A 22,456-nucleotide genomic window follows, 5' to 3' on the forward strand; every position below is an offset into this window, starting at 1 on the left:
TAATTTATATAAACTTATTTTTCATTTCCTGTTAGTAGGTCTATCATATCTCTTTTGTACCAAAAAAGCAAGAAAAAACCGAACAAACATTCGCATATTTATTTTTTATTAATGATTCGGCGCCGCAAAAGATCTAACCCTCGCATAACCGCACTCTGTCTAATATAATTTCGGTCACGGTTAAAATGGAAACATTCTGCAACAGTTGGTTGGCCTTCTTCCGCCAGCCCAATCCAAACAGTGCCTGTCGGTTGACCTTCGAGTGGGTCACCAGCGACCCCAGTAAATGATAAGCCATAGTTAGATTTAGCTAACTGACGCGCTTTCTCTGCCATTTCTTTGGCACACGCTTCACTTACCGTGCCATGCTCTTCTAAAAGTTCATGAGAAATTCCTAAAAAGTTCTCTTTTGTTTCTTGCGAATACGTCACGAAGCCTCCCTTAAAAATCTTCGAAGCACCCGCAATTTCCCCCAGTGTACTTTGGAATAGGCCAGCGGTGAGGCTCTCAGCAGCCGTGACGGTTTGTCCGTTTTGTAATAACAAGTCCACTGTTACCTTGGCTAAACTATTGTCATCCCCATACCCATAAAAATAGTCTCCCACTTTAGCTAAAACCTTTTCTTCCGTCGCTGTTAATAATTCTTCGCCAGCTACTAAGTCTTTTGTTTTAACTGTTAAACGAAGTGTCACTTCATTAGGCTTAGCATAAGGCGCAATGGTTGGATTCGTTTGGTGCGCAATCAACGATTGAATCTCGGTCACCAGTTGTGATTCACCAATCCCATAAAAACGCAAGACTCTTGAAATCAATTGTTCTTCTTGTGGAAACGCATCAATCAATAAAGGTCGTGCCGCTTGTTGGAACATCGGAATTAATTCATTGGGTGGTCCTGGTAAGAGCAAATAGCTTGTTGTGCCTTCTGTTACGAAAGAACCAACCGCTAATCCTGTCGGGTTTTGAAGAACTTGTCCACCTTCAATGGCTAACACTTGTCGTAAATTATTTTCCGTCATTGGCCGCTTAGACTGTTGGAAAAACTGGTGCAAGCGGTTCAATCCTTCTTGATCTTCTACTAATGATTTATGGAGATGTTGTGCGACAACTTGCTTGGTTAAATCGTCTTCTGTAGGTCCTAGCCCTCCACAAAGGACAATTAAATCACTTCTTTGTTCTGCTTCTGTTAGTAGCGTTTCTAAGCGGCCGCCGTTATCACCAACAACGGTCTGATAGTAAACATCGATGCCTAGCGCAGCTAACTCTTCTGATAAAAAGGTGGCGTTGGTATTCACTACTTGTCCCAGTAATAACTCTGTTCCGACTGCAATGATCTCTGCTTTCATTGATTTCCCCTTCTCTAATAACATACGTAGTTAAACTCACTTTCCATTTTAGCACAACAAAATTTTTACAAAAGAATTTGAGCTTCAGGAAATAATTTTTTTATCAGGAAATTTATTAATTATTACGAAAAAAATGTTCATTTTCTCACAATACATTGTATAATAACGTTATATCGAAAGGAGAGAAATGAATGAGTGTAGTATTAGTACTTTTGGGTCTATTAGGGTTACTTGTCAGCGGGGGACTGACTATCAAAGCATTAATTAAGAAACAACCGAAAAAACAATATGGCTATGCCGCGTTAGCAAGTGCCGCTCTATTTATTGGTGGGGTTGCCACGACAGATTCTTCCCCGACACTTTCACTTGATGCAGAGAGTGTTGAAACCGATGCCAATGGCTCAGCCACCATCAAAGGCGAATACGACGGCAACAGCAAACTAACGGCCAATGGCAAGGAAGTAAAAACGAAAGACAAAACGTTTGCTTACAAAGTAAAACTGTCCGATGAAAAAACGCAAAAAATCACTTTTGTTGCTGAGAAGAAAGATACCAAAGTTGAAAAATCAGTCGAAGTCACACCGTCAAAAGAATTTATTGCGAGCATCACAGATTCTGAGCAAGAATTGGCCAAAACAGAAAAAGCCTTAGCTTACGCTGAAAAACAACCTTCTCAGAAAAACTATGATGAAGCCGCAACCTTAGTATCTTCATTAAGTCAAGAATACGAGGAATACAATGATCGCCTTGAAAAAATCAAAGAAGCAGTACCTGTTGATGAAGCAGTTACAACTGCTGAAAAATCTAAAAGTAAAAGCGATTATCAAGCAGCTGAAAAATTAGTAGCTGCTGCCCCAGTTGGCAAAGAAGGATTTCAACAACGATTAACGACTGTTCAAACCGCTATCGCTGAAAAAGAAAAAAATGAACAATTAGTCGCCAGTGCAACTGCCGCTGTTGAAAAAGCTGAACAAGAACCAACCAATGAAGCTTACTATAATGAAGCGGTCAAACAAATTGACGCTTTAAACTCCCCAAATCAAGCTTTAACAAAACGGGTAGCCGTTGTTAAAACTCAATTAGATGCCCACAAAGAAAAACAACGAAAAGAAGCAGAAGCTCAGAAACTAGCCGCTGAAAAAGCGCAAAAAGAACAAGCCGAAGCGGCAGCAAAAGCGCAAGCTGAAGCAGAGGCGCAACAAGCCGCACAGGCGCCGGCGGAAGTCGAGACGGCTGCTGCGGAAGCACCAAGCGGTAACGCCTTAATTAAAGGGTCACGTAATGGAATTTATCATGTACCTGGAAGTAGATATTATAATAGAACTACGAATCCAGTAGCTTGGTTCTCTACTGTTGAAGAAGCAGAAGCAGCAGGATACCGAGCACCCAAACAGTAAATACATTAGCAATAATTAATCAAACAAGAAAATGGGGCCTCCGTTGTTTTAACGGAGGCCCCATTTTTCTTGTTTCTTTTATTGATACACACTAATTCGTTGATTTGGGTGTGCATTACTTTCCACTTCATCTAACATGGCAACGGCGTAGTCTGCGTAACTAATGTAGCTGTCACCTTGACTATTGGTTGTTAATTCTTCGCCAGCGACTTCATAATGGCCTGTCGCAGGACCATCAGCATCAAACATGGCTGCAGGACTAATATAGGTCCAGTGGATGTTTTGAGCTTCTTTCAATAAGTTTAAAGCTTCGCCCATCGCCGAAGCTAATGGCTGAATTTCTGCTGGGAATGATGGTGTATCTTTTAATTGAGTTGTGTGTTCTGGGTCCACATACAAGGTTCCAGCGCCCCCAACGACAAACAAGCGCGTTTTTTGATTGGTTAAAATCTCAATCAAATGCTGGGTAGATTTTGGGAAATCTTGCACATCAGGGAATCCTAAGGCACTAATTAATACATCAAACGCTTGAATATCTTCTGTTGTTAATTGATAAACATCTTTTTCAATGGTCGGTGTGCCATCTGTTATTTTTGAGGCATTACGAACGATGGCTGTCACGTCCATCCCGCGACGTTTAGCTTCTGCTAAAAGTAATTGTCCTTCTTTTCCTGTTGCTCCTAATACTGCTACTTTCATGTAAATCATCCTTTCATTTTTAAATAGAACTAAAATAGTTACATTTAATACTTTAAAAGTAGAGAGATTACTTATCTCTCTTAACTTCTATTTCATGAATCACATCTGCTAAGGTGATACTTTTCAATTCTTCTTCCATTTTTTGTTGCACTTTAGTAAATTCAGTTTCTAGTACCGATTGGATATTTGCCCCAACGGAACAGTTTGGATTAGGATTTTGATGAATATTGAAAATCTCTCGTTCCAATTCAACCGCTGTATAAATTTCATACAGTGAGATCTCTTCTGGTTTCTTTAATAAGGTATTTTTATTGGCTCCACGCATGGAATGAATCAAGCCGGCTTTTTTTAACTGACTCATTAGTCGTCGAACAACGACTGGATTCGTATTCACGCTCGAAGCAATGTATTCAGAAGTCACTTGTTCTTGAGGACCTGTTTCAATCAAACTTAAAATATGAATCGCAACACTTAATTTCGTTGACATGGCCATGTCTAATCACTCCAAACTAAATGTAACGTTATTTGTTACATTTACAGAATACGCTGTTTCGTTTTATTTGTCAATGAGAAACCTCTGACTATTCAAAATAAAAATCAGTTGTTGAAACAACACGGGCCCCAAACGGCATTAACGCTAATTTCGCCAATTTAAAGGATTGTTGCCCAAACGGAATACCGATGATTGTCAGACAAAGCAACAAGCCACTAATACAATGCCCAATTGCTAATGGTAGTCCACTGATAATCAGCCAAATAATGTTTACCACCAAAGATACGCCGCTATCACTATACACGACTCGCTTTTTAAACGGCCAAAAACTCAACCCCGCTAATTTAAAACATTGTAAACCAATCGGAATACCGATAATTGTAATGCACCAAATCACGCCTGCGAATAGCCAAGATAAGCCACCAAAAAAGCCGCCAAAGATGAACCATAAAATATTGCCAAGTGTTTTCATTCTTGTTCCTCTACTTTCCTCATTAAAAATTATGCATGTGAGTAAGTATACCATGAAAGCTTCTTTTTGTTTCAAACAATATTGTAAGGTTGCTGACTCGTTAAAAGACGAAGACGCTGTTTCATGATACAATGAAGAAACTAACGATAAAGGAGCAGACTTCATGGACTTACATTTAACCGTTGATCTAAAAAAAACAAAGACACTCATTGATTTAGCCGATCAGGCCCACTTAATCATTGAACAAACAACTAAATTACCGAAAAAAGAGGCAGCGATTCTTTTCTTGCTAAGAGATAACCAACTAGTTGCTTTAGGACTTGCTGAAGAAAAAGCTACATATAAAGAAGTTTCTTTTGATCACTCGATTTTGTTGAAACCGACTTGGGACACAGAACTTGCCTATTTAGCGCAAGCTTTCCTAGATGATGCGAAAGAAAGTGGTTTAACATTGGAAGCAACCCCAGCGACAGTCAAAATTCCGAAAAGTGCGGTAGCGACAGTGACTAACTATAAAGAAACAGTCACCTTTATCTTGGAACGTTTTGGCTACTCTCTGTTTAAAAAACCGGCGCCGAAGAAAGCCAGACCAGCCAAAGCACGCCACAAATGGACAAAAGAAGTCAGCCAAATTCCTTTTTATATTGATACTCGACAAAGCAAAGCAACAGTTTTTTGGCAAAAGCGCAATGAAATGCTTATTAAAGCTGGCGCGACAATGATGCCCGAAGCCCCTTTAAATAAAGACGGGTCTGTCGGTTTCTCCGCCAGATTTGGTGAAAAACTTCGTGATGAACGCAAGGGCCAATTTAAAGACTTTGTCACAACGGAAGATATCGTCTTAAAAAGCGTTAATGAAGTCGGCTTGTTTCTCTATTTTGCTGGAACAAACAGCTGGTTAGAGCTAGTTGATGAGAACGGCAAAACCTTAAATGAATGGACTGTGGTGGAATAAACCTTATAAAAAATGTCGCACCTGATTTTTATGATTCAGGCGCGACATTTTTTTAATTTAAATAACTTTTTGCTATCGCTTGATACTTATCAATCATATCTAAATAATTATCAATTTCGACATATTCGTCGACTTGGTGTGCAGTAGTGGTCACGCCTGGTCCAAAGACAACGCAATCAAATGTATTGTCTGATTTAGTAAATTCAGCTAAGTCTGTGGTCCCAGCGCTTGTCACTAATGGTAATGGTTGATCAAATTGGGCTTGAATGGCTTGAATTAACGCAGAATCTTTCTCAGCTTTTACAGGAATTTTATTGTAATCAATCGTTAATTCTAACTGATGTTTTTCTTTTTTGTTCAATTCATCGACAATTTTTTGTAATAATGCAATGACTTGGTCGTTGCTGAATTCTGGAATTGAACGGATATTCCCTTGCAAGGCTGCTTGACCTGGAATACTGTTCACTTGTGTGCCACCTTTAATGACGGTTACATTGTGAATCGTTCGGCCTAATTCAGGATTTTCATAGTTTGCTGTGACTTCCGCCATTTGTTGGTTTGCTTCTGTAATAAATTCGTTCAAATTATTAATCGCGTTAATGCCTTCTTCTGGCATCGAACTGTGGGCTTCTTTTCCGTGTGACACAACGGAGTAGTTAATTGAACCCATGTGCGCATACATCAAGTTATAATTGGTTGGTTCTCCAATGACTAAGGCACTTAAATCATCCGCATAGCCTTTTTCAGTTAATTGGCCAGCACCTAGCTCACCGACTTCTTCACCAACTGTACCTAAAAATTTAACCGCTCCATTTAATGAGACTTTCTTTTCTTTTAATTCAATCATTGCTAAAACCATTGCGACTAAGCCGCTTTTCATGTCCGTTGCGCCACGGCCATACAATTTATTTCCTTCAATATGGGCCGCAAATGGTGGGAAAGTCCATTGACTTTCGTCCCCTTCAGAAACCACGTCCATGTGGCCACTAAACCCTAAGACTTTTTCTCGGTTTTCACCTAAATAAGCAACCAAACTACTACGATTTGGTGCATAAGAAACAAGTTCAGAAGGGATCTCATATTTCTTCAAAAGATTTTGTAAATAGATTGCCACTTCTTCTTCGTTTCCATTTACAGATTTAATTTTAACCACATCTTGTAAAATACTAATTTTTTCTGATTTTTCCATTGCCATTCGCCCTTTCTTGTTATGCTTAATTCTAGTGTACGCTTCTCTCAGTAAAACCGCAACTGACTTGGTTAGGTCAGCAAAAAACACGCGACAGTTTTAAGAAATGTCGCGTGTTTTTTACTGAGTTTATTTTAAATAATTAGGCGCTGCCAATTCATTTTCAATGACTTGATCAGGAATCACAAATTCAGGAGTGCCCATATAGTAAGGCGCAATCTCTCCTTGGGGAAACACAATCACTAATTGGTGTTTTTCATTGATATAGAAAGGTTGGTCCTTTTTAATTTTTTTGAAGGGTTGAACATCACTGGGGGCATCCTCTTTTTCGGACCAGTATATTTTATTGCTATCGTTCTTCATTTGGTCTGCTATTTGTTGTTTAATTTCACTACTAATGACATCAATGTAAAAATCATTTTTAAAAATTAAAGGGAGTGAAACGACAACATTGGCTCGTTTGTCGATGGTGTCATATTTCGTTGTCGTCGCAGAGCTGCCTTTAATTTCTGTGAAGGTTCGTTTGACCACTAGGAAGCGACGGTCGTCCACGACTTTTTCATAATCTCCAGTGACTGAAACACGAGAACCATCAAACAATTGCCCTTTGACTTGTTGAAATTCTGTTTGGGCTTCTTTCAAGTATTTTTTGTTGAGCGTGTCGGCTACTGAAGATTCTTGGGATGTTTGGATTTTAGGGACATCGATGTTTACTTCACTTTCCTGTTTTTTCGCTGTCAACGTTTTGATGGTGACTAATTGAACAATTTTATCTAACACAGGAATGTTTCGGGCTGCTTCACTAAAGCCTGGAAACAAATTGACTGATAAGACAAAGCCACAAGCCACTACTAGACTACTTTGCAGTGAGCGGTTTCTAAAACGAAGCCAGGTGTACCGCTTTTTCTCTTTATGAAAACGCGCTTTGACTTCCGCTTGTAGATCCGTTGGCAACGGTTGTTGGCGGTATTCTTTTGAAAAGTTTTTAACAACACTTTTTACAAAATCTTCCATTATTTTTTCGCTTCCTTTCTTTTACTAATTCAATAGACTTCGGAGTTCATTCAAACTGCGGTACATCTTCGTTTTAATCGTATTTTCGTTAATATCCAGGATCAAGGCAATTTCTTTTAGCGTAAATCCTTCAAAAAATTTTAATAGAATAATTTCACGATTGGGACTATCTAATTGATTAATAATTTCTTCAATTTCTAAAAAACTGCGTTGGGGATTATTTAAAAGGGCTAAAACATGTTCATCTTTTTCAATATGAACAGCTTCTCGTTTCTTTTTACGCCAATAATCTGTCGCTACAGAAAGCAGAATTCGAAAGAACCACGCGTCAAAATCCTTAATATCGGGTCCTTTTTGGATGGCCTTCAGTGCCTTTTCAAAGCTTTCTTGAATCACATCCAAGGCATCTTCTTTCGAATGTGTATAGTTAAAGGCAATGCGATACATTTTTTCATATTTGGTATCCACAAGCGTTTCTAACGCGCGAATTTGTTTTTTTCTTTTCCAACCATCGAAAACCATCGATTTCTGGAACCTCCTTTCCTGTACACTTATATAGACGAATCACAAGCATAAAAAGTTTCAACTTTTTTATTATTTTTAATTTTTATATTCTAAAAGAAAAAGAAATCACCGTCTAGTCTACGATGATTTCTTTTTCTCTTCTCCCGAGTGCGGTCTTAGTGCACTCAGCGTTTTAATAAAATGCGACCAATCAACAGGACGTGGTGGCGCTAGCCAAATAATTTGAGTAATCTCAGGCCAATCGACAAAATGAATATCCGATAAAATTAATTGTACACTTTCATCTACATGTGCTTTGAAAATGATATTCCATTCCGTAATTTTTTCAATATTTTTTTGTATCATACGATTATAGGCTTCACCAAAGGAAAAGTCGACACACAATGTAATCGGAGCCAAAACTTTTTTCAATGGTAACGCATCCACCATTAACAACAGATACCGATAAAATAAAAACCGTCTGGCATCCCAAACAGCGGGATTCGTTTTTTGTTCTTGAATAAATTGTCGACTAGCAGAAAAATACTCTGTATACGTTTCTGCAAAGTAGGTTATATCCATTTTGAGATAACTATAGTTTGCTTCTATTGGAAAATGGAACAATTTAAAATGTACGATTGTTACTTTTTGTTCAAAACCTTGCAGGACTTCCTCGGAAAGCTGAAATTGTATTTTTAAATAGCTTAACAAGTCACGATTCAATTGTTGAATTTCTGCAAATCTTTGGCAAAGTGCTGCTGAAGCTACTTGAAGCCACTCTTCAGCAATTAAAAATAAGAGTAAATAATTGCCTTCGTTTGTTCGTTGTGGTTCTGGGATTTGAAGACTCTCTAACCAATTGAAAACATTCTGCTGATTGTCACCGGCTAATTGTTTTAACACTTGCGAATCTACTTTTTTCTCTACATAAAACTGTTGCTGCGTTCGTACTAAAGAAACCGCCAAAAAATGAAAACATTTAGCTTGTGCATAGCCCGCACGCTGATTAAGATGAACCTTCTCAGAAAAAAATAGCTCAAAGTTCCGAATCTGCTCTAAAACTTTTTTACCGTACAATGAAAAATCACGTTGGTATAATTGTAAAAAAACCAGTGTTGTTACTTCGCGTAAATTGGTTTCATTTCCCACTAAGTGAAATTCTTTATTAATTGTAATTTGATAATTTTCCAGCATTTTCTTTAATTCCTTGAACTCCTTATAAGCCAATGTGTGACTAACAAAGTGTTCTAACGCAAACTCATTCACAGAATCAAAACGCTGAAAAAAGAAATCTTGAAACATAGCAAAACGTAACGACTCTTTAATATAGCAATCAATCAAGGTAGCGGAAGTTTCCGTTCCTGATTCATTAAGAGTTAAGAAAATACCATCGCTCACAATTTGAAAATCCTCTGATAAACCAAATTCAATAAAATCGGCATTTAATTCAGCGACCGTTTTGTTCACAATAAATTCAGATAATTCTAACTCCTGCATTACGGTTTCTTTTGACTCTGTTAACATCGGTGCATTTTCCAGTAACTGAAATAAGGCGATTTTTCTTTTATCCACTTTATTTAAAAACATCATCAATATCATAGACTTCTCTCACATCCATTTTTTTCCCATACAATCCATTTCCTGAAAGAAAGTACCCAACCGCTGCTAAATAGCTTTCAGATTCTTCATCGCCGCCTGCACCAAGTCCGTTAGGAAAGACAAAATCTTTATTCACTTGTAAGGGATGAGCCGTTGTTTCTTTTGTTTGTTTCTTTTTTTCTTTTGACATTGCCGGTTTCTCCACAGGTTTGTCTTTTTTCTTGGGTGAAGGCTTTTTTTCTTCAGAAGGAACCGTAGTTTTTTGATCTTCCGGAGGGGTTGGCGCAGGTTGTTCCGGTTCTGACTTTTCCTGAGGGGTGATTGATTCTGGTTTTGGTTGAATTTCTTCCGTTGGTTCTAAGGGATTATAAATAGGTGTCGCCAATGTTTGAATTGGTTCTATTTCGACAGCCGTAAAAATTAGCAAAGAACTAAATAAAAAAAGATACTTTTTTCTCATGGCTTCTCACTCTCTCTACCTCTACTTTATGGGAAGCAATTCCTTGTAAAAGTACCTTTACTTTTACAAGGAAAACCCTTTTTGTCAATAGATAGCCCTTTTTATTGCTCAGATTGTTGTTCTTCCTCTTTTTTCTTTTTACGATACAAGAAGAAAATCAATAAGAGCAGCGCTAGAATGATTAATGCAATCAGTAGATACAACCACCAATTGGTTCCTTTAATGGTTACGTCTTTTTCATTTAATTCTTTAGCGACGTCCCCAGAAATAGTAAATTCTTTTGTAAATTCCCATTTGTACAGGTACCGTTCTTCACCATTGGCGCCTTTGACTTGATAGGTGCCCTTTTCATCTTTTACACCATAGGCCGTTGATTTCAAGACATATTTTCCTGGCGTTAATCGTTCCCCTTTTAAAGAAATTGGGTAACTAAAGTTAGAGTTTGGCGCCACTTGCATATCCTCAGTATCGGATTGGTAAAGCGTTTCGCCTCCTTTTGAAACAGTGTTGATTAAATGTAATTGGTTTAAATAGGCCGCTTGTGGGTTTTGTAAAGAAACATTGATGACGTTTCGCGCGTTGACTTGGCCTGGTTTAACCCCCAGTAATTTTAAATCTGGTTGAACCTTTGTCTCATTTTGCTGAAGAATAATAGCCACAACATAGGAGTATTCATTATTAATAGCTAACCCTTTTGATTGATCCGCAGAAGTCGTTGTTTCTTTCTTTTTCTCTTTGAGTGTTATACCGCCAGCCATCACGCCATCAAAAGAATCTTTAGGCATCGTAATGGTTAAAGGTAAGGTCTTTTGGGAATGCTTCGGCAAGATGATTTCTTTCGGTGCTTCCACATAATCTTTTAAGTTAAAACGTAAGGTTTTGTCAGGTTTGATCCCGTTTTGGCCATATTCTACTACGCCATTTAAATTTGTTGTCGCTGAGTTCACCGTATTTTCAATGGTAATGTCTTCATCTGTATCATTGCGTAACTGAATTTCTACGGTTTGTTTGGCACCAGGCGCCATTTTTAAGTCAAAGTAGGTTTTTGATTTATCCACTTGATTTTCGGGAATTGTTGGTGTGACCGCAAAATTAAATTCAGAAGCGTGCGCCTCCACGCCAATCCAGCCAAATAACATACAAGCGATTACCGTTGCATATACTTTCCATCTGTTCATATTCATTCTCCTATGTCTGTCATTCTTTGTTGTATTATAAGCACCAAAAGACCGAAAGATAAGCCAAAAAATTTTTGACCTATATCCCGATCTTGCGTGTATGCTGTCGTTCTTAGTTTCCTGTGTTAGCAGGTGTATCTGTCAAAGTCCAAGTAAAAGTTGTCGTGTATTTTTTCGCATATTTTGTGGTTGAACCAGGTACTTCTAATGAAATACTTGTTTTAGCGGTATCTACACTATCGCCCCAGCTCATTAAGTACGTACCCGCACCTTCTTTATCGCCAGCAGCCATGACCACTGATTCAGCCCCAGTTGGGTTTAATTCAATCGTAGCTGGCGCTGTCGTTGGCTTTGCAGATTGTGAAGCTGAAACCACGCGTCCGTTGCTTAAAGTTACTTTGGCCGCTGTTAGTTCTTGGTTGGCTTCAGTTTTGAATTGACCATTTTGTTTTACTTTTAGCGTCCAACCTGTCTCAGTCCCACGATTATCTGAGACTTGAACAAAGTTTGGGCCTTCTTGGTCGGCACCAGCGTTATCTTTGTATTTTTGTGTTTCTGCATAGTAGGTCATATTTTTTGAGGTAATCGTTTGTTCCCCAAAAGATAAGCTAGATGCATAGTCAATGGATAACGGACCTGCTGTCCCTGGCTTAGGCCCTGTCGGATCAGTTGGATCAACTGGTGTAATTGGTTTATCTGGGTCTGGATTCGTCGGATCAACTGGATTCGTTGGGTTCGTATTTGGTGCAAATTGAATCGCTCCGTTTGTTTGGTATTCACCACCGTCGACTGCTAATGCACTCATTGGTACAAGTGCCAGTGCGCCTAAAGTTGTGGTTGCCATCAATGTCATTACTTTTGTCTTTTTCATTTATTTCCCTCCATTATTTACTGGTACATCTGAAAGTAGCCAAGTCAATGTTGTTTTATATTGTACTGCATCCTTAGGGGTTTTCCCAGGAACAGTTAGTGAGATTGCCCGTGTGATTGTGGCATTTACTTGCTGTCCTTGTTGATTTTTTTCGGTCACTTTTTCTGCTTGCCCCCACAGCGTGATCCACGTTCCGGCGCCGGTCTTTTCTGGGGCTTGCATGACAACAGTTTCTGCGCCCGCAGCATCTAATTGAATGTTTGCGGTAGCAGTTGGCGGCAATACGTCCGTCGCATTTGAGCGAACACTGGGCTCAGTAAAGGCGACGGTGGCGCCTGTTAATTCTTTGTGTAATGTTTCTGCATTACGAAATTGACCATTTTGTTTCACTTTTAAAACCCAGCCAGCATTGGTTCCCCGTAAATCACTTACTTGTACATAATTAGCAGTTGCCAATTCACTTGCTGAACCATCTGGATTTTTATAGGTTTGCGCTCTGGCAAAATACGTTTGATCCTTATTCGATATCTCATTACTCCCAAAATCCAAACTTGAGGCATAATCGATGGAAAGTGGCCCAGGTGTGCCTGGATTAGGTCCATCAGGATTCGTTGGATCGACTGGTCGAACTGGTTTTTCTGGATCGGGATTTTCTGGATTTACTGGATCCGTCCCATCTGTGCTTGGGGTAAAAACAATCGACTGTTCGCTATCAAAAACGACCGTCGCCGCTTCAGCAGGAACAGTGGCGCCAAGCAACATTGTTCCGAATAACAAGGAGTAGACGACTGTTTTTTTCATTTACTTAGCCTCCAACATTCGTTGGTACAGATTTCAATGTCCATGTTAAGGTCGTACGATATTCTTTTGCTAATTTAATCGCTTTACCTGGGACATTTAATTTCACGGCAGTAGCACCTTCTGTCGCATCTTTCCCAAAACGATAGACCCAAGTCCCCATTCCTTTGCCATCTTCTGCTTTGACTAATTCTACTTCTGTTCCAGGAACAAAGGTATGTGCTGCTGTTGGTGTTGGCGCGTATGCAGCATCAACAATCGATGTCACACCTGCATTGGCAATCGATAAAGCGGCCCCAACTAATTCTTCATTTTGGGCTGTTTTGAATTGCCCATTTTGTACAGCGCTTAACGTCCAGCCTTCTTGTGTCCCACGTTTATCCGTTACCTGAACATAGTTGGGACCTGTTGTTCCATCTTTAAATGTTTGAATTTGTGCGTAATAATCTTTCGTATCGGAAGTGATTTTTTGGGCGCCAAATTGAAAGCTTGAAGCATAGTCAATTGATAAGGGGCCTGCAGTCCCTGGTTTTGGTCCAGTTGGGTCAGTTGGATCTTCTGGTTCAACTTTTTCATCTGGATTGGTTGGGTTAACTGGCTTCGTTGGATCTGTATCTGGTTCAAATGTAATGGCGCCATTACTTGTATAGTTCACGTTAATGTCTTCCGCAAATGCTTGTTGTGTCGCTAGGACACCGCTAAATCCTACAATCCCTACTACTGCTAATACTGTTTTTTTCATCTTCTCTTCTCCTTTTAATAAATAATATGCCTATAGTGATAAGGCTGATTCCCAAATAAATAAATGGTGCTTGATTGGTGGTACCTGTCGCTGGTAATCTTCCTTGTCGCGACCCATATACGCCAGAAGAAAGGACGGATGAAGCGCCTCCGTCAGCTGGCTTGGTGGGTTCGGTCGTTGTGGAAGAATTACTAGTCGCTGTTGTCGACTCTTCTGTGGGATATTCATACGTTCCATAAAAGGAGACAACACCACTATTTTCATAAGCTGCTTCCCCAAACGCAGTGTCTGAATGACAGAAGCTGAAAAGACCTAAAAAACAACTAAGCAAAAGGTATTTTTTCATCTCACTTCTCTCCTCCTTGTTATGGTGCCATGACTAATGACCATGACAATGTCCCTTTGAATTCGCCAACTTTTTGTTTCTCGACTGGCACAGATAGTTTAAGTCCCCGTTGGTTTGCCGCACCCCAACCTTGGTTAATTGTATAACTACCTGAACCGGAGCCTTCATTTTCTGTAACAACCGTATCTCCCTTATTGAGTAAAAATTCTCCTTTGTCTGTAACCAATGACAAATCTTCCAATTGATCTGTGCCGTTTGTTAAGGGATTCGTTACCTGAACATTCAGTTTCCAAGGCGTACTTTCTGTCCCGCGTGTGTCTTGAACGACTAAATCATCTGAAAGAGTTGGCCAGTAAACTTCTGGCTTGGCAGAAATTTTTTGTTTGCCAAAATCAATTGTTTTAGGTACTTTTTCTAACGTTAATTCACCTGAAATAGACACATTGACTTTTTTATTTAACGTTTCACCAGCTTCTGTAAATTGATAATTGGCTGGCACCGTTTTGGCTAATTCTTCTGGTTTCGCTTGTTGAATGGCTTGGAAGGTTGCGGCATCAAGACTTGGTGTTTGATTGGCCCGACCATCTGCGAAAATCACCGTTGCTTGTGTCCATTGTGCCAACTCGTCTGAATTCGTTAAGCCATTTGCTTCTTTTAACTTCAAATGCGCACTTGTCGCATACAAGGCAAACGAACGATCTTTGGCAAGGACACTTTCATTTTTCACAACAACTAAATGAACCGTTTTGTTTTGCAAATTATCTCCTGACGTCCCTGCTTCTAATTGAATATCATGTGTCCGCGATACAGTTTTTTCTGCTAACGGCGCTTGAATTTGTGGTAAATCCGTCTCTTTTAATGAGGTCTTGAAAAACGGCCGACCTTTTGCGCCAAGCATTTCTATTACTTTATCGACAGTCGTTAGTTGCGCTGCCTCATCTTCTGTGACAATCACCGATTGCCCCGAAAGTTCCACTTTATTTGAAAATTGAACTTTCACCTGATAACTGTAGTTCATATTCGTCGCTTTCCATGAAAGCGGGGTGGTATCTTTTTGCTCTGGAATTTGCTCTATCGCGCTCCCAACTTCACTAGATTTAACCGTTCCTTGGTGCAACCAAGAACCTGTTACTTCGTCAGGAAGGAAGCTTAGGGTTGGTGTTAAAGCACTTGAGGTCGGAATCATCAAACGTCCTTTTTGAACTTTTTGTCCAGCTACTTCGGTGCCCCACGCTTGTAAGGTTAACGGCGCATTGCCGGCTTTGACCTCTTTTACATCATGAGAAATAGTACCTGCACCTGCCACAATTCCAGGCGTTTCCACTTCGTAATCGATGATGGAGCCAGGAATTGCTATCCCATAGCCATTGGCGCCCTTGGTCACATCGTTATCGCCAATAAATGTTTTTCCAGTCGCTTTTTCAATCCCATGAAACGTTGTTGGCGTAAGTTTTGTAGCATTATTGACCGTTGGATTAATCGTCAAGACCTGATAGGCTTTGACATTTCCAAACCAAGTCCCTGTGCTATCCACCAAAGCAGTTGTATCTGTCGTTGGTTTAATCCATAAAAGTTCATCTTTTGTTGGATCGACAGCTTCAAAATCCGCAATGTTTACCTTACCTGTACCAGGAATTGTTTCTAATGTTGCATGATCCTGAACCGTTAGTTTGCTAGCTGAAATTAAATTGGCCGTGTTGGTAATCCCAATTCCAGCGTTTTTAGATAGATGAATTGATCCGAATTCATTGTAAGTCGTACTATGATTCGCGGCAGTAGCAGAAACGCCATTTTTGATGTTCCCACCATTAGCCATTAATTTAATGCCATTGGTGACATTTAATTCCGTAAAGTTGACAACGCCTAAGCCTGTCGCATTTAGTGGTTCTGTTTGATAGTTATTGGTGCCGTCAACGTTCTCGCCAATGTTAATGACAACTTTCTGAGCATTTTTAGAAACAATGGTATTGGTGAAACTATCTGTTGCATTTCCACCAGATAATCCATTGATTGTTTTGGCACCTTGTAAATTTATCTCGACATCACGTAACAGCCCTGTCGTAGGGGCATTACCATAATTTGTTGCATATAAGTTACCAATACTTGAACCTGTTGCTTGAATATTCATAATAATTTTGCCACTTTTTGTATATGAGGACGTCCGCGCGCCATCTCCGTATATCGCTGCACCATTCAAAACATCTGAACCTGGTTTTGTATAGATATTTAGCGTGATTGTATTAGAAGCATCTGTTCCTAAATTAGTTGTTCCGTTATAAGGAACACCTCCTGAAATAAACGTTCCCGAAGGCAATTTAAACTCGCGATTGTAGTTTCTTAAATCAATGGTCAAATTTGCGTTTCCTAACAAAGAGCCAACATTTGTTATTCCGCCAGAAAAACCATTCGTTCCTTCACGAGGAGTACCAGAAAAGTCGCCACCGTAAACAATGTTATTAGAATTTCCAGTAACAGTATGATCACTTGAAGCACCATAAGATGCTCCCATTGAGGCATTAATGACACCATCATAAACGGTTACTCCAACATTCCCGACAATTTTTTTATCATTCCAGCCACCACCAGATAAGAACCAGTCAACTTGACCATTCCTCACAGTTGCTTGGGCATTTCCATAAACTCGACCGCCTTCATAACCACTTCCTTCTAAGGTATCGACAATACCTCCATTCAATGTATTAGAGGTGTTCCCTTCAACAACGCCAGAAAATAAACCACCGTATGTTCGTCGAGCTACAGCATTATTAATTACTGTATTTGACTCACCGCGAATGTAGATAGTCCAAGCATCTCGGCCAATGACAAGACCACCGCCAGCAATATCAAAATCTTTCGCATTCGCTAAATTATTTCTACTAGAAGAATAATTCGTGTCAGTTGGACGACTTCCTTTATAAACCAAGCCATCGCCGCCAGCTGTGCCATCGCCTGTTTGTGTTCCAACTTCTATAGTTGCCTTACCTTCTACGTAACCACCTACACCAGCTGCGGTTGTTCGCCACAGATCCGCATTACCAAATGAACCTTTAACAAGATGTGAGTGAATATTTCCTAAAATTTTATAAGTTGCACTATCAAAAGCTAATTTTGCTCGTTGCTCTGATGTATAAGCATCATAGGTGCCTTCATTGGAAGCTCCTAGTGCTGCTTTTGATAATCGATCAGCTTCCGTTCCACTACCACCATCAAAATTACCTATACCGCCTTGAGCATCTGTTGTTCCACCAATAACCGTATTTTCAATATTTCCTGTTATTGTGCCGTTATAACGATTGGCTCCAATAATACTTGGTCCATAGGTTGTATAATTACTTGCATCGAGGGTTGTGGAAATTGCATTTGTTCCACGATTTGTTCCAATATTCCCACGACCTGAACCACCAACATACGGCCCTCTTGAACTCCAACCGCCATATCCAGATAATGAATTTTTAATAGTACCATTAATGTTTCCATAAAGTGCGCCACCATAGTAAGTGGACATCCTAAAAGAACTATTTGCTTCTACTGCAATGTCTAACTCATTGGAAACACTCCCGGTCACAGAAATTGGGTTTGCTGCTGTACCAATTCCTGCACCATAATAATTAGAAAGAGCACCATTGATTCGTTTAACAGAAACGGTTACATTCCCATCGACTGTACCTAGATTTGCACCGCCTGATAGCGTATTGATTCCGGAGACCGTGTTATTAATGAGCAACGTTGGGTTTCCTTTTAAAGTTCCACCATTATTATTTCCGCCATAAAAATACCACGTACCTGAACCAGTACTATTTACTGTAATCACAGGATTTCCTGTAACATCGCCTGAATCCGTTCCGCCAAACACAGAGAAACCATTCCCGATAGAACCACCATTCAATGACAAACTATGACCGTTTAAATACATTTGTGATCCTGTATAAGAAATATTTCTTAAAGTAATATCTGTACCGAAGTGAACAATTCCTAGTGCCAATGTTTTGGAACCTGTAGGTAAAGTTGTATCCATACTAATCGGATCCGCACTGTTTCCAGTAATCACTAAATGATTGACCTTGCCTTGCAAGGCGTAAAAGGTCATATTACTTGCCGTAACGGTGTCAGGAATCACTTTAGCGGTGGTTGCCGTACCCGTTGTAATATTAGTTCCTATATAAAGAGTGAAATCGCCATTGTTCCCCTGTTGATACAAATCAAACAAGGCTTCTTTCAAACCAGCCTCTGTCGATGCATATTCTTTGTACGCTGCTCCATCTCCTGCTGGACTTGGCACAACAATCACTTTTGTTTTATCCGCAGGAGCAATTGTGTCCGCAATGGACTGATCAACTGAAACAGCTCTGGCCATGCGTGTCCGTTTCTGTTTAAAGACAGCTGTAAGTTGTGTATCTTCTGAAAACTCTAATTGAAGAAGTTCTTCATTTGTATATGTTTTTCCTTGGTAAGACCAGCCAACGAAAGTCGTATTTTCCTCACTATTCGCCCATTTTGGTAATTCTTCTGTCCGAAGTGGCTGATTTTTTTCTTTTACCACTTGATAACTTTTTGCATCATTTAGAAACAAAGCTTGATCCGTTGTTTCAAAGGTCAAGGTGATTTGCTTCTGCTCTTCGCTTGGTTTTGTTTCTGTGGAAGAGGTGGTTACTTTTTCTGTGATAGCACTAGATTCCGTCATTGATGACTGTTCTATAGAATGTGCGCTGCTTTCTTTTGTTGCTTCACTTGTACTGGTTTCTGCTGTTTTTGGCTGTGTCTGCGTACGTTCTGTTTGTTGCTCCCCTTCAATCGCCCACGCTGAAACAGATAAAAATGGTTGTACAAGTAAACAAGTTGCCAATAAAACAGCGATTTTCTTTTTCATTAACTTCATCACTCCTCCCTCGAAGTAAACTTTCCACAACCAACCTATGGCTCAAGTATACGAAGTTTTCTTCTGATTTTTTTAAAGATATTTTCTTAATTTCAAAAAAAAAATTTATTTTTTAATTTTCTTTTTGTTAACTAAACGAATTTTTTGCTGTTTTTTGTAAGATAAAATGTTAATTTGTTCACAAAAATAACAAAAACGTTGTTTTTAACATTAAAATTAACAAACGAGTTCGTAGTATAGCACGGATTTTTTCTCATGTAAACATCATTAAATAAACATTTTTGTTTAATTTATACATATTTCTCAGCTAAAAAAATGACAAAAATAAATAAACAGAGGCCTTAGAAATATTTCTAAGGCCTCTGTTTATTTATACGTATTCACAAACTGGACTGTTTCTTGGTAACATTGTTTAGCTTCTTTTGTTTGATAGTCGAATTGATATTCGTGGGTGATCGTTGCTTTCTTATCTTTGAAAAAGAGAGCTGAAACTGGAACATTTAAAGTTTTTAACCGCTGAACCAAGGCTAGTCCTTGCTCTTGGAATGAAAAACTATTGCCATCTGTTAGATACGTCGGGGGAAATTCTTTGGTGACTTTATCCACTAAACTCACTTCTTGCAGTTCTGCACTCGTCTGCCAGTCTTTAGTGCCGAGCAAGGACCAAGCCACTGTTTTAACGAAAAATTTCATAAAACGATTATCACTTTGTTGGTTGGCCATTTGTTTCAAATCCACCGGACCACAATACGAGAGTGTGCCTTTTAAATGGCTAGCCGGCAACGCTGCAGTCATCCCTAATTCTTTGGCATAGTTGGCATTGGTTTGAACTGTTGCATATTGTAGAGCAATCTGTGCACCCGCACTGTCCCCGCCAATAAAAAGCTTAGATAAATCTAACATGGGATACGCTTGTTTCTTTTCTAATAAAAATTGAACAAGTTCATTGACCTGCTGGAGCTGGCTTGGATAAGGTGCGTCTGGTGCTAATTCATAATTCATTGAAATAAAGGCAACTGAGGAATCAGCCACTAAACGTGTCGCAAACTCTTTCATCCCAGACTTATCTCCTCCCACATAGCCACCACCATGGACCCATAAAACGACTGGTACCGCTTGTTTTGACGTTTGGGGATAATACAAATCAAAGGTATTCTTTTTTCTTGAAGAAGGGTATGTTTGATTTTCTTGCAATTGGACATTGGGTAATGCTTTATCATAGGAAGCTGAATCTTTTATTTCAACTTCGCCTGCGAATAACTGGTTGATGACCCAAGCGCCTGGCTTAGGAGATAATTGAAAGGCGAGAAACACGCCTAAGCAAATAACCACAAGGATTCCTAACAACCAAAGGATAAAACGTACGATTTTTCTTTTCACTCTATTCACCTGCTTTAATTTGTAGCAAAATTATAGCATGTTTTTTAGCCAAAGCGTTTATTTTGAAACAGCTTTTTTAGAATTTGATGTACTTTTATCATTTGAAATGCTTTCTTAAAAGCTGTAAAATGAACAAAATGACTTTAACCTTTAGGAGGTTGCCAAATGAAAGCTCTGATTTCCATTGATTATACGAATGATTTTGTCGCCACAGACGGAAAACTAACCACTGGTGCCGCTGGACAAGCCATTGAAACGGCCCTTGTTCAACAAACAAAGCACTATTTTGACAATGGCGATTTTGTGGTTTTTGCCATTGATGGGCATGACCCCCTAGATCGCTATCATCCTGAAAATAAACTTTTCCCGCCCCACAATGTCTTAGGAACTGACGGGCGTAATCTGTTTGGCTCGCTAGCTGATTTTTATCAAGCTCACAAAAATGAGGCAACCGTTTATTGGCTGGACAAACGGCACTATTCTGCTTTTAGTGGCACGGATTTGGACATTCGGTTACGAGAACGAGGAATTACAGAGCTTTGTTTAACTGGTGTTTGTACAGATATTTGCGTGTTGCATACGGCTGTTGATGCCTATAATTTAGGCTATCAATTAATGATTCCCGAGCATGCCGTTGCTAGTTTTGATGAACAAGGACACGAATGGGCGTTACGCCACTTTAAACAAACTTTAGGAGCAACCATTCTATAAAAAGACTGGTCAATCCGACCTATCTATACTCAAAAAATCGTGTAAACAACACAAAAAAGCCTGGGACAAAAATCACTTTGGATTTTTGTCCCAGGCTTAAAAATTGATAAACGGCGGGAACAGAATAAGCAGAGTCTGCTAGCTGATAGAAATTAGCTACTCATAAAAGAGTGGGGAAGCCCACTTTTTTATAGACCAATGACCGTTGCAAAGAAAGGAACTACTAAAACAGTAACTACGCCAACCACTACGACAGAAATACTAGCCATAGCAGCCTCTGTTTCGCCCATTTCCATGCCAACTGCCACACCTAGGGCATGTCCGGCCGCACCTAAAGCTAAACCTTTGGCGATTGGATTGTTAATTTTAAACCATTTCAATGCAATTCGGCCCAAGGCATAGGTTAGTACACCATTGAAGATTACAGTAAACGCCGTAATGGAAGCAATGCCACCAACAGTTTGAGAAATAGGTACGGCAATCGCTGTTGTAGCTGCTTGTGGTAAGATTGAGGCCACTAAATGATTATCCATGCCAATCACTTTTCCTGCAAAATAAACAGCCACTAGCGAACCAAAAGAACCAATTGTTAACGCCGTTAAAATTTCTAACCAATATTTTTTCAACACGTCTCTCTTTTTATATAAAGGAATCGCAAACGCTACTGTCGCAGTCTCTAGAAAGAAGCTGATATATTTGCCACCTTCATTGTATTGCTCGTAACTAATTCCTGTTACTTTTAAAACGACAACGCCTAAAATCATCGCAACGAATAATGGCGTAAATAAGAAGAAACCTTTACTTTTTTTAAACAACCAAGTACCTATGCCAAATACAGCTAATGAAATAATAATGCCAACATACGGATTCATGCGCGAACCTCTCCTTTCGCTTTCTTCGTTGCTGCGGGTTCTTTTTCTTTTCGAGCATCTTTCATATGCAATAAAAAGGCGCCCGTCCAACCAGTCGTTGCTAGTAACGCTAATGTTGCTACTAAAATAACAAAAACAATTTGAACGCCAAATTGTTGCATAATCCCTAAAGAATTAACTAAGGAAATCCCTGAAGGAACAAATAAAAATGTAATAACCGTTGATAAGCTATTACCTAGCCCTTCCACTTGCTCCAATTTAACAACTTTTGTACATAAACCAATGAACAATAACACCATGCCAATTACTGAAGCAGGCATTGGTATTGGGGAAATGAACGCCAAGCCGTTGGCGATTAACATAATAATGGCAAAAACTGCTGCTTGTTGTAAAAATGAATATACTTTCTTTTCCATGCTTCTTCGCTCCCTTTTGTCTGTTTTCTATGGGTTAAGTATATAAAGAAAACGTTTTTTTAAGGGCTTTTTTTCATGAAATGCCAGAATTTCTTCACCAAATGCAAAAATCACCACTTGAAATGCATTCGACATTTCAAG

General features: G+C 39.4%; 21 protein-coding genes. 3 read left to right on the forward strand and 18 right to left on the reverse strand.

Going from position 1 to position 22,456, the window contains the following annotated elements; genetic code table 11:
- Positions 1-98: 98 nt before the first annotated feature.
- Positions 99-1,343, reverse strand: a complete 1,245-nt coding sequence (locus IGL90_RS12935) for a competence/damage-inducible protein A (RefSeq protein WP_002365395.1) — start codon at positions 1,341-1,343, stop codon at positions 99-101.
- Between the two features lie 191 nt (positions 1,344-1,534).
- Here IGL90_RS12935 and IGL90_RS12940 point away from each other — a divergent pair, with 191 nt between their 5' ends.
- Entirely contained in the window at positions 1,535-2,740 is a 1,206-nt protein-coding gene (locus tag IGL90_RS12940; protein WP_002367468.1) for a hypothetical protein, read from the forward strand.
- Between the two features lie 78 nt (positions 2,741-2,818).
- Here IGL90_RS12940 and IGL90_RS12945 read toward each other — a convergent pair whose 3' ends face one another.
- The 3 genes from IGL90_RS12945 to IGL90_RS12955 form a co-directional block, all read right to left on the reverse strand.
- On the reverse strand, positions 2,819-3,448 hold the full coding sequence (locus tag IGL90_RS12945) for an NAD(P)-dependent oxidoreductase (protein ID WP_002365397.1): 630 nt from the start codon (positions 3,446-3,448) through the stop codon (positions 2,819-2,821).
- 58 nt (positions 3,449-3,506) lie between these two features.
- A complete protein-coding gene (locus IGL90_RS12950; protein WP_002383201.1) occupies positions 3,507-3,932 on the reverse strand; it encodes an Rrf2 family transcriptional regulator in 426 nt (141 codons plus the stop codon).
- 88 nt (positions 3,933-4,020) lie between these two features.
- The gene (locus IGL90_RS12955; RefSeq protein ID WP_002354850.1) at positions 4,021-4,404 is read right to left on the reverse strand and encodes a YccF domain-containing protein; all 384 of its coding nucleotides are present in this window, start codon (positions 4,402-4,404) and stop codon (positions 4,021-4,023) included.
- A 163-nt stretch (positions 4,405-4,567) separates the two neighbouring features.
- Here IGL90_RS12955 and IGL90_RS12960 point away from each other — a divergent pair, with 163 nt between their 5' ends.
- On the forward strand, positions 4,568-5,359 hold the full coding sequence (locus tag IGL90_RS12960) for a hypothetical protein (RefSeq protein WP_002354848.1): 792 nt from the start codon (positions 4,568-4,570) through the stop codon (positions 5,357-5,359).
- A gap of 52 nt (positions 5,360-5,411) precedes the next feature.
- Here IGL90_RS12960 and IGL90_RS12965 read toward each other — a convergent pair whose 3' ends face one another.
- From IGL90_RS12965 to IGL90_RS13020, 12 genes are all read right to left on the reverse strand, one after another.
- Positions 5,412-6,548, reverse strand: a complete 1,137-nt coding sequence (locus IGL90_RS12965) for an ArgE/DapE family deacylase (protein ID WP_048737572.1) — start codon at positions 6,546-6,548, stop codon at positions 5,412-5,414.
- 129 nt (positions 6,549-6,677) lie between these two features.
- Positions 6,678-7,562 carry an RsiV family protein gene (locus tag IGL90_RS12970; protein ID WP_002387401.1) on the reverse strand — a complete coding sequence of 295 codons (885 nt, stop codon included), beginning with the start codon at positions 7,560-7,562 and terminating at the stop codon, positions 6,678-6,680.
- A 24-nt stretch (positions 7,563-7,586) separates the two neighbouring features.
- Complete coding sequence (locus IGL90_RS12975) at positions 7,587-8,084, reverse strand: RNA polymerase sigma factor (protein ID WP_002360979.1); 498 nt, start codon at positions 8,082-8,084, stop codon at positions 7,587-7,589.
- 120 nt (positions 8,085-8,204) lie between these two features.
- Positions 8,205-9,665: a helix-turn-helix domain-containing protein gene (locus tag IGL90_RS12980; protein WP_002387402.1), complete on the reverse strand. Its 1,461-nt coding sequence runs from the start codon at positions 9,663-9,665 to the stop codon at positions 8,205-8,207.
- Positions 9,640-10,125 (reverse strand): hypothetical protein, encoded by a 486-nt coding sequence (locus IGL90_RS12985; protein WP_002354843.1) that lies wholly within the window; start codon positions 10,123-10,125, stop codon positions 9,640-9,642. The genes IGL90_RS12980 and IGL90_RS12985 overlap by 26 nt, the downstream gene beginning before the upstream one ends.
- Positions 10,126-10,226: 101 nt before the next feature.
- A complete protein-coding gene (locus IGL90_RS12990) occupies positions 10,227-11,309 on the reverse strand; it encodes a DUF916 and DUF3324 domain-containing protein (RefSeq protein WP_002358992.1) in 1,083 nt (360 codons plus the stop codon).
- Between the two features lie 106 nt (positions 11,310-11,415).
- Positions 11,416-12,174 carry a WxL domain-containing protein gene (locus IGL90_RS12995; RefSeq protein WP_002385163.1) on the reverse strand — a complete coding sequence of 253 codons (759 nt, stop codon included), beginning with the start codon at positions 12,172-12,174 and terminating at the stop codon, positions 11,416-11,418.
- Positions 12,175-12,975 (reverse strand): WxL domain-containing protein, encoded by an 801-nt coding sequence (locus IGL90_RS13000; protein ID WP_002385162.1) that lies wholly within the window; start codon positions 12,973-12,975, stop codon positions 12,175-12,177. It lies immediately after the preceding gene.
- 4 nt (positions 12,976-12,979) lie between these two features.
- Positions 12,980-13,714, reverse strand: a complete 735-nt coding sequence (locus tag IGL90_RS13005) for a WxL domain-containing protein (RefSeq protein WP_002365407.1) — start codon at positions 13,712-13,714, stop codon at positions 12,980-12,982.
- Positions 13,671-14,060, reverse strand: coding sequence for an LPXTG cell wall anchor domain-containing protein (locus IGL90_RS13010; RefSeq protein WP_002354835.1), 390 nt, complete (start codon positions 14,058-14,060; stop codon positions 13,671-13,673). The genes IGL90_RS13005 and IGL90_RS13010 overlap by 44 nt, the downstream gene beginning before the upstream one ends.
- A gap of 19 nt (positions 14,061-14,079) precedes the next feature.
- Entirely contained in the window at positions 14,080-18,936 is a 4,857-nt protein-coding gene (locus IGL90_RS13015) for a hypothetical protein (protein WP_048737564.1), read from the reverse strand.
- Between the two features lie 366 nt (positions 18,937-19,302).
- Positions 19,303-20,316 (reverse strand): alpha/beta hydrolase, encoded by a 1,014-nt coding sequence (locus IGL90_RS13020; protein ID WP_002370135.1) that lies wholly within the window; start codon positions 20,314-20,316, stop codon positions 19,303-19,305.
- A 165-nt stretch (positions 20,317-20,481) separates the two neighbouring features.
- Here IGL90_RS13020 and IGL90_RS13025 point away from each other — a divergent pair, with 165 nt between their 5' ends.
- Positions 20,482-21,027: a cysteine hydrolase family protein gene (locus tag IGL90_RS13025; RefSeq protein WP_010778018.1), complete on the forward strand. Its 546-nt coding sequence runs from the start codon at positions 20,482-20,484 to the stop codon at positions 21,025-21,027.
- Between the two features lie 188 nt (positions 21,028-21,215).
- On the opposite strand, the gene lrgB is transcribed toward IGL90_RS13025, so the two are convergent.
- Both lrgB and lrgA read right to left on the reverse strand, forming a co-directional pair.
- Positions 21,216-21,899 (reverse strand): antiholin-like protein LrgB, encoded by a 684-nt coding sequence (gene lrgB / locus IGL90_RS13030; protein ID WP_430604657.1) that lies wholly within the window; start codon positions 21,897-21,899, stop codon positions 21,216-21,218.
- On the reverse strand, positions 21,896-22,315 hold the full coding sequence (gene lrgA, locus IGL90_RS13035) for an antiholin-like murein hydrolase modulator LrgA (protein WP_002354829.1): 420 nt from the start codon (positions 22,313-22,315) through the stop codon (positions 21,896-21,898). The genes lrgB and lrgA overlap by 4 nt, the downstream gene beginning before the upstream one ends.
- Positions 22,316-22,456 lie beyond the last annotated feature (141 nt).

This window comes from Enterococcus sp. DIV1307a, assembly GCF_050537425.1.
GTDB lineage: Bacteria > Bacillota > Bacilli > Lactobacillales > Enterococcaceae > Enterococcus > Enterococcus faecalis.

Bases quoted from the DNA above. Each gene is read 5' to 3' on its own strand.
- lrgA (WP_002354829.1), bottom strand. From the start codon at position 22,315: ATGGAAAAGAAAGTATATTCATTTTTACAACAAGCAGCAGTTTTTGCC.
- IGL90_RS12945 (WP_002365397.1), bottom strand. From the start codon at position 3,448: ATGATTTACATGAAAGTAGCAGTATTAGGAGCAACAGGAAAAGAAGGA.
- IGL90_RS12985 (WP_002354843.1), bottom strand. From the start codon at position 10,125: ATGAGAAAAAAGTATCTTTTTTTATTTAGTTCTTTGCTAATTTTTACG.
- IGL90_RS12975 (WP_002360979.1), bottom strand. From the start codon at position 8,084: ATGGTTTTCGATGGTTGGAAAAGAAAAAAACAAATTCGCGCGTTAGAA.
- IGL90_RS12940 (WP_002367468.1), top strand. From the start codon at position 1,535: ATGAGTGTAGTATTAGTACTTTTGGGTCTATTAGGGTTACTTGTCAGC.
- IGL90_RS13010 (WP_002354835.1), bottom strand. From the start codon at position 14,060: ATGAAAAAATACCTTTTGCTTAGTTGTTTTTTAGGTCTTTTCAGCTTC.
- lrgB (WP_430604657.1), bottom strand. From the start codon at position 21,899: ATGAATCCGTATGTTGGCATTATTATTTCATTAGCTGTATTTGGCATA.
- IGL90_RS13015 (WP_048737564.1), bottom strand. From the start codon at position 18,936: ATGAAGTTAATGAAAAAGAAAATCGCTGTTTTATTGGCAACTTGTTTA.
- IGL90_RS12970 (WP_002387401.1), bottom strand. From the start codon at position 7,562: ATGGAAGATTTTGTAAAAAGTGTTGTTAAAAACTTTTCAAAAGAATAC.
- IGL90_RS12955 (WP_002354850.1), bottom strand. From the start codon at position 4,404: ATGAAAACACTTGGCAATATTTTATGGTTCATCTTTGGCGGCTTTTTT.
- IGL90_RS12980 (WP_002387402.1), bottom strand. From the start codon at position 9,665: ATGATATTGATGATGTTTTTAAATAAAGTGGATAAAAGAAAAATCGCC.
- IGL90_RS12965 (WP_048737572.1), bottom strand. From the start codon at position 6,548: ATGGAAAAATCAGAAAAAATTAGTATTTTACAAGATGTGGTTAAAATT.
- IGL90_RS12935 (WP_002365395.1), bottom strand. From the start codon at position 1,343: ATGAAAGCAGAGATCATTGCAGTCGGAACAGAGTTATTACTGGGACAA.
- IGL90_RS12995 (WP_002385163.1), bottom strand. From the start codon at position 12,174: ATGAAAAAGACAAAAGTAATGACATTGATGGCAACCACAACTTTAGGC.
- IGL90_RS13025 (WP_010778018.1), top strand. From the start codon at position 20,482: ATGAAAGCTCTGATTTCCATTGATTATACGAATGATTTTGTCGCCACA.
- IGL90_RS12950 (WP_002383201.1), bottom strand. From the start codon at position 3,932: ATGGCCATGTCAACGAAATTAAGTGTTGCGATTCATATTTTAAGTTTG.
- IGL90_RS13005 (WP_002365407.1), bottom strand. From the start codon at position 13,714: ATGAAAAAAACAGTATTAGCAGTAGTAGGGATTGTAGGATTTAGCGGT.
- IGL90_RS12960 (WP_002354848.1), top strand. From the start codon at position 4,568: ATGGACTTACATTTAACCGTTGATCTAAAAAAAACAAAGACACTCATT.
- IGL90_RS12990 (WP_002358992.1), bottom strand. From the start codon at position 11,309: ATGAATATGAACAGATGGAAAGTATATGCAACGGTAATCGCTTGTATG.
- IGL90_RS13000 (WP_002385162.1), bottom strand. From the start codon at position 12,975: ATGAAAAAAACAGTCGTCTACTCCTTGTTATTCGGAACAATGTTGCTT.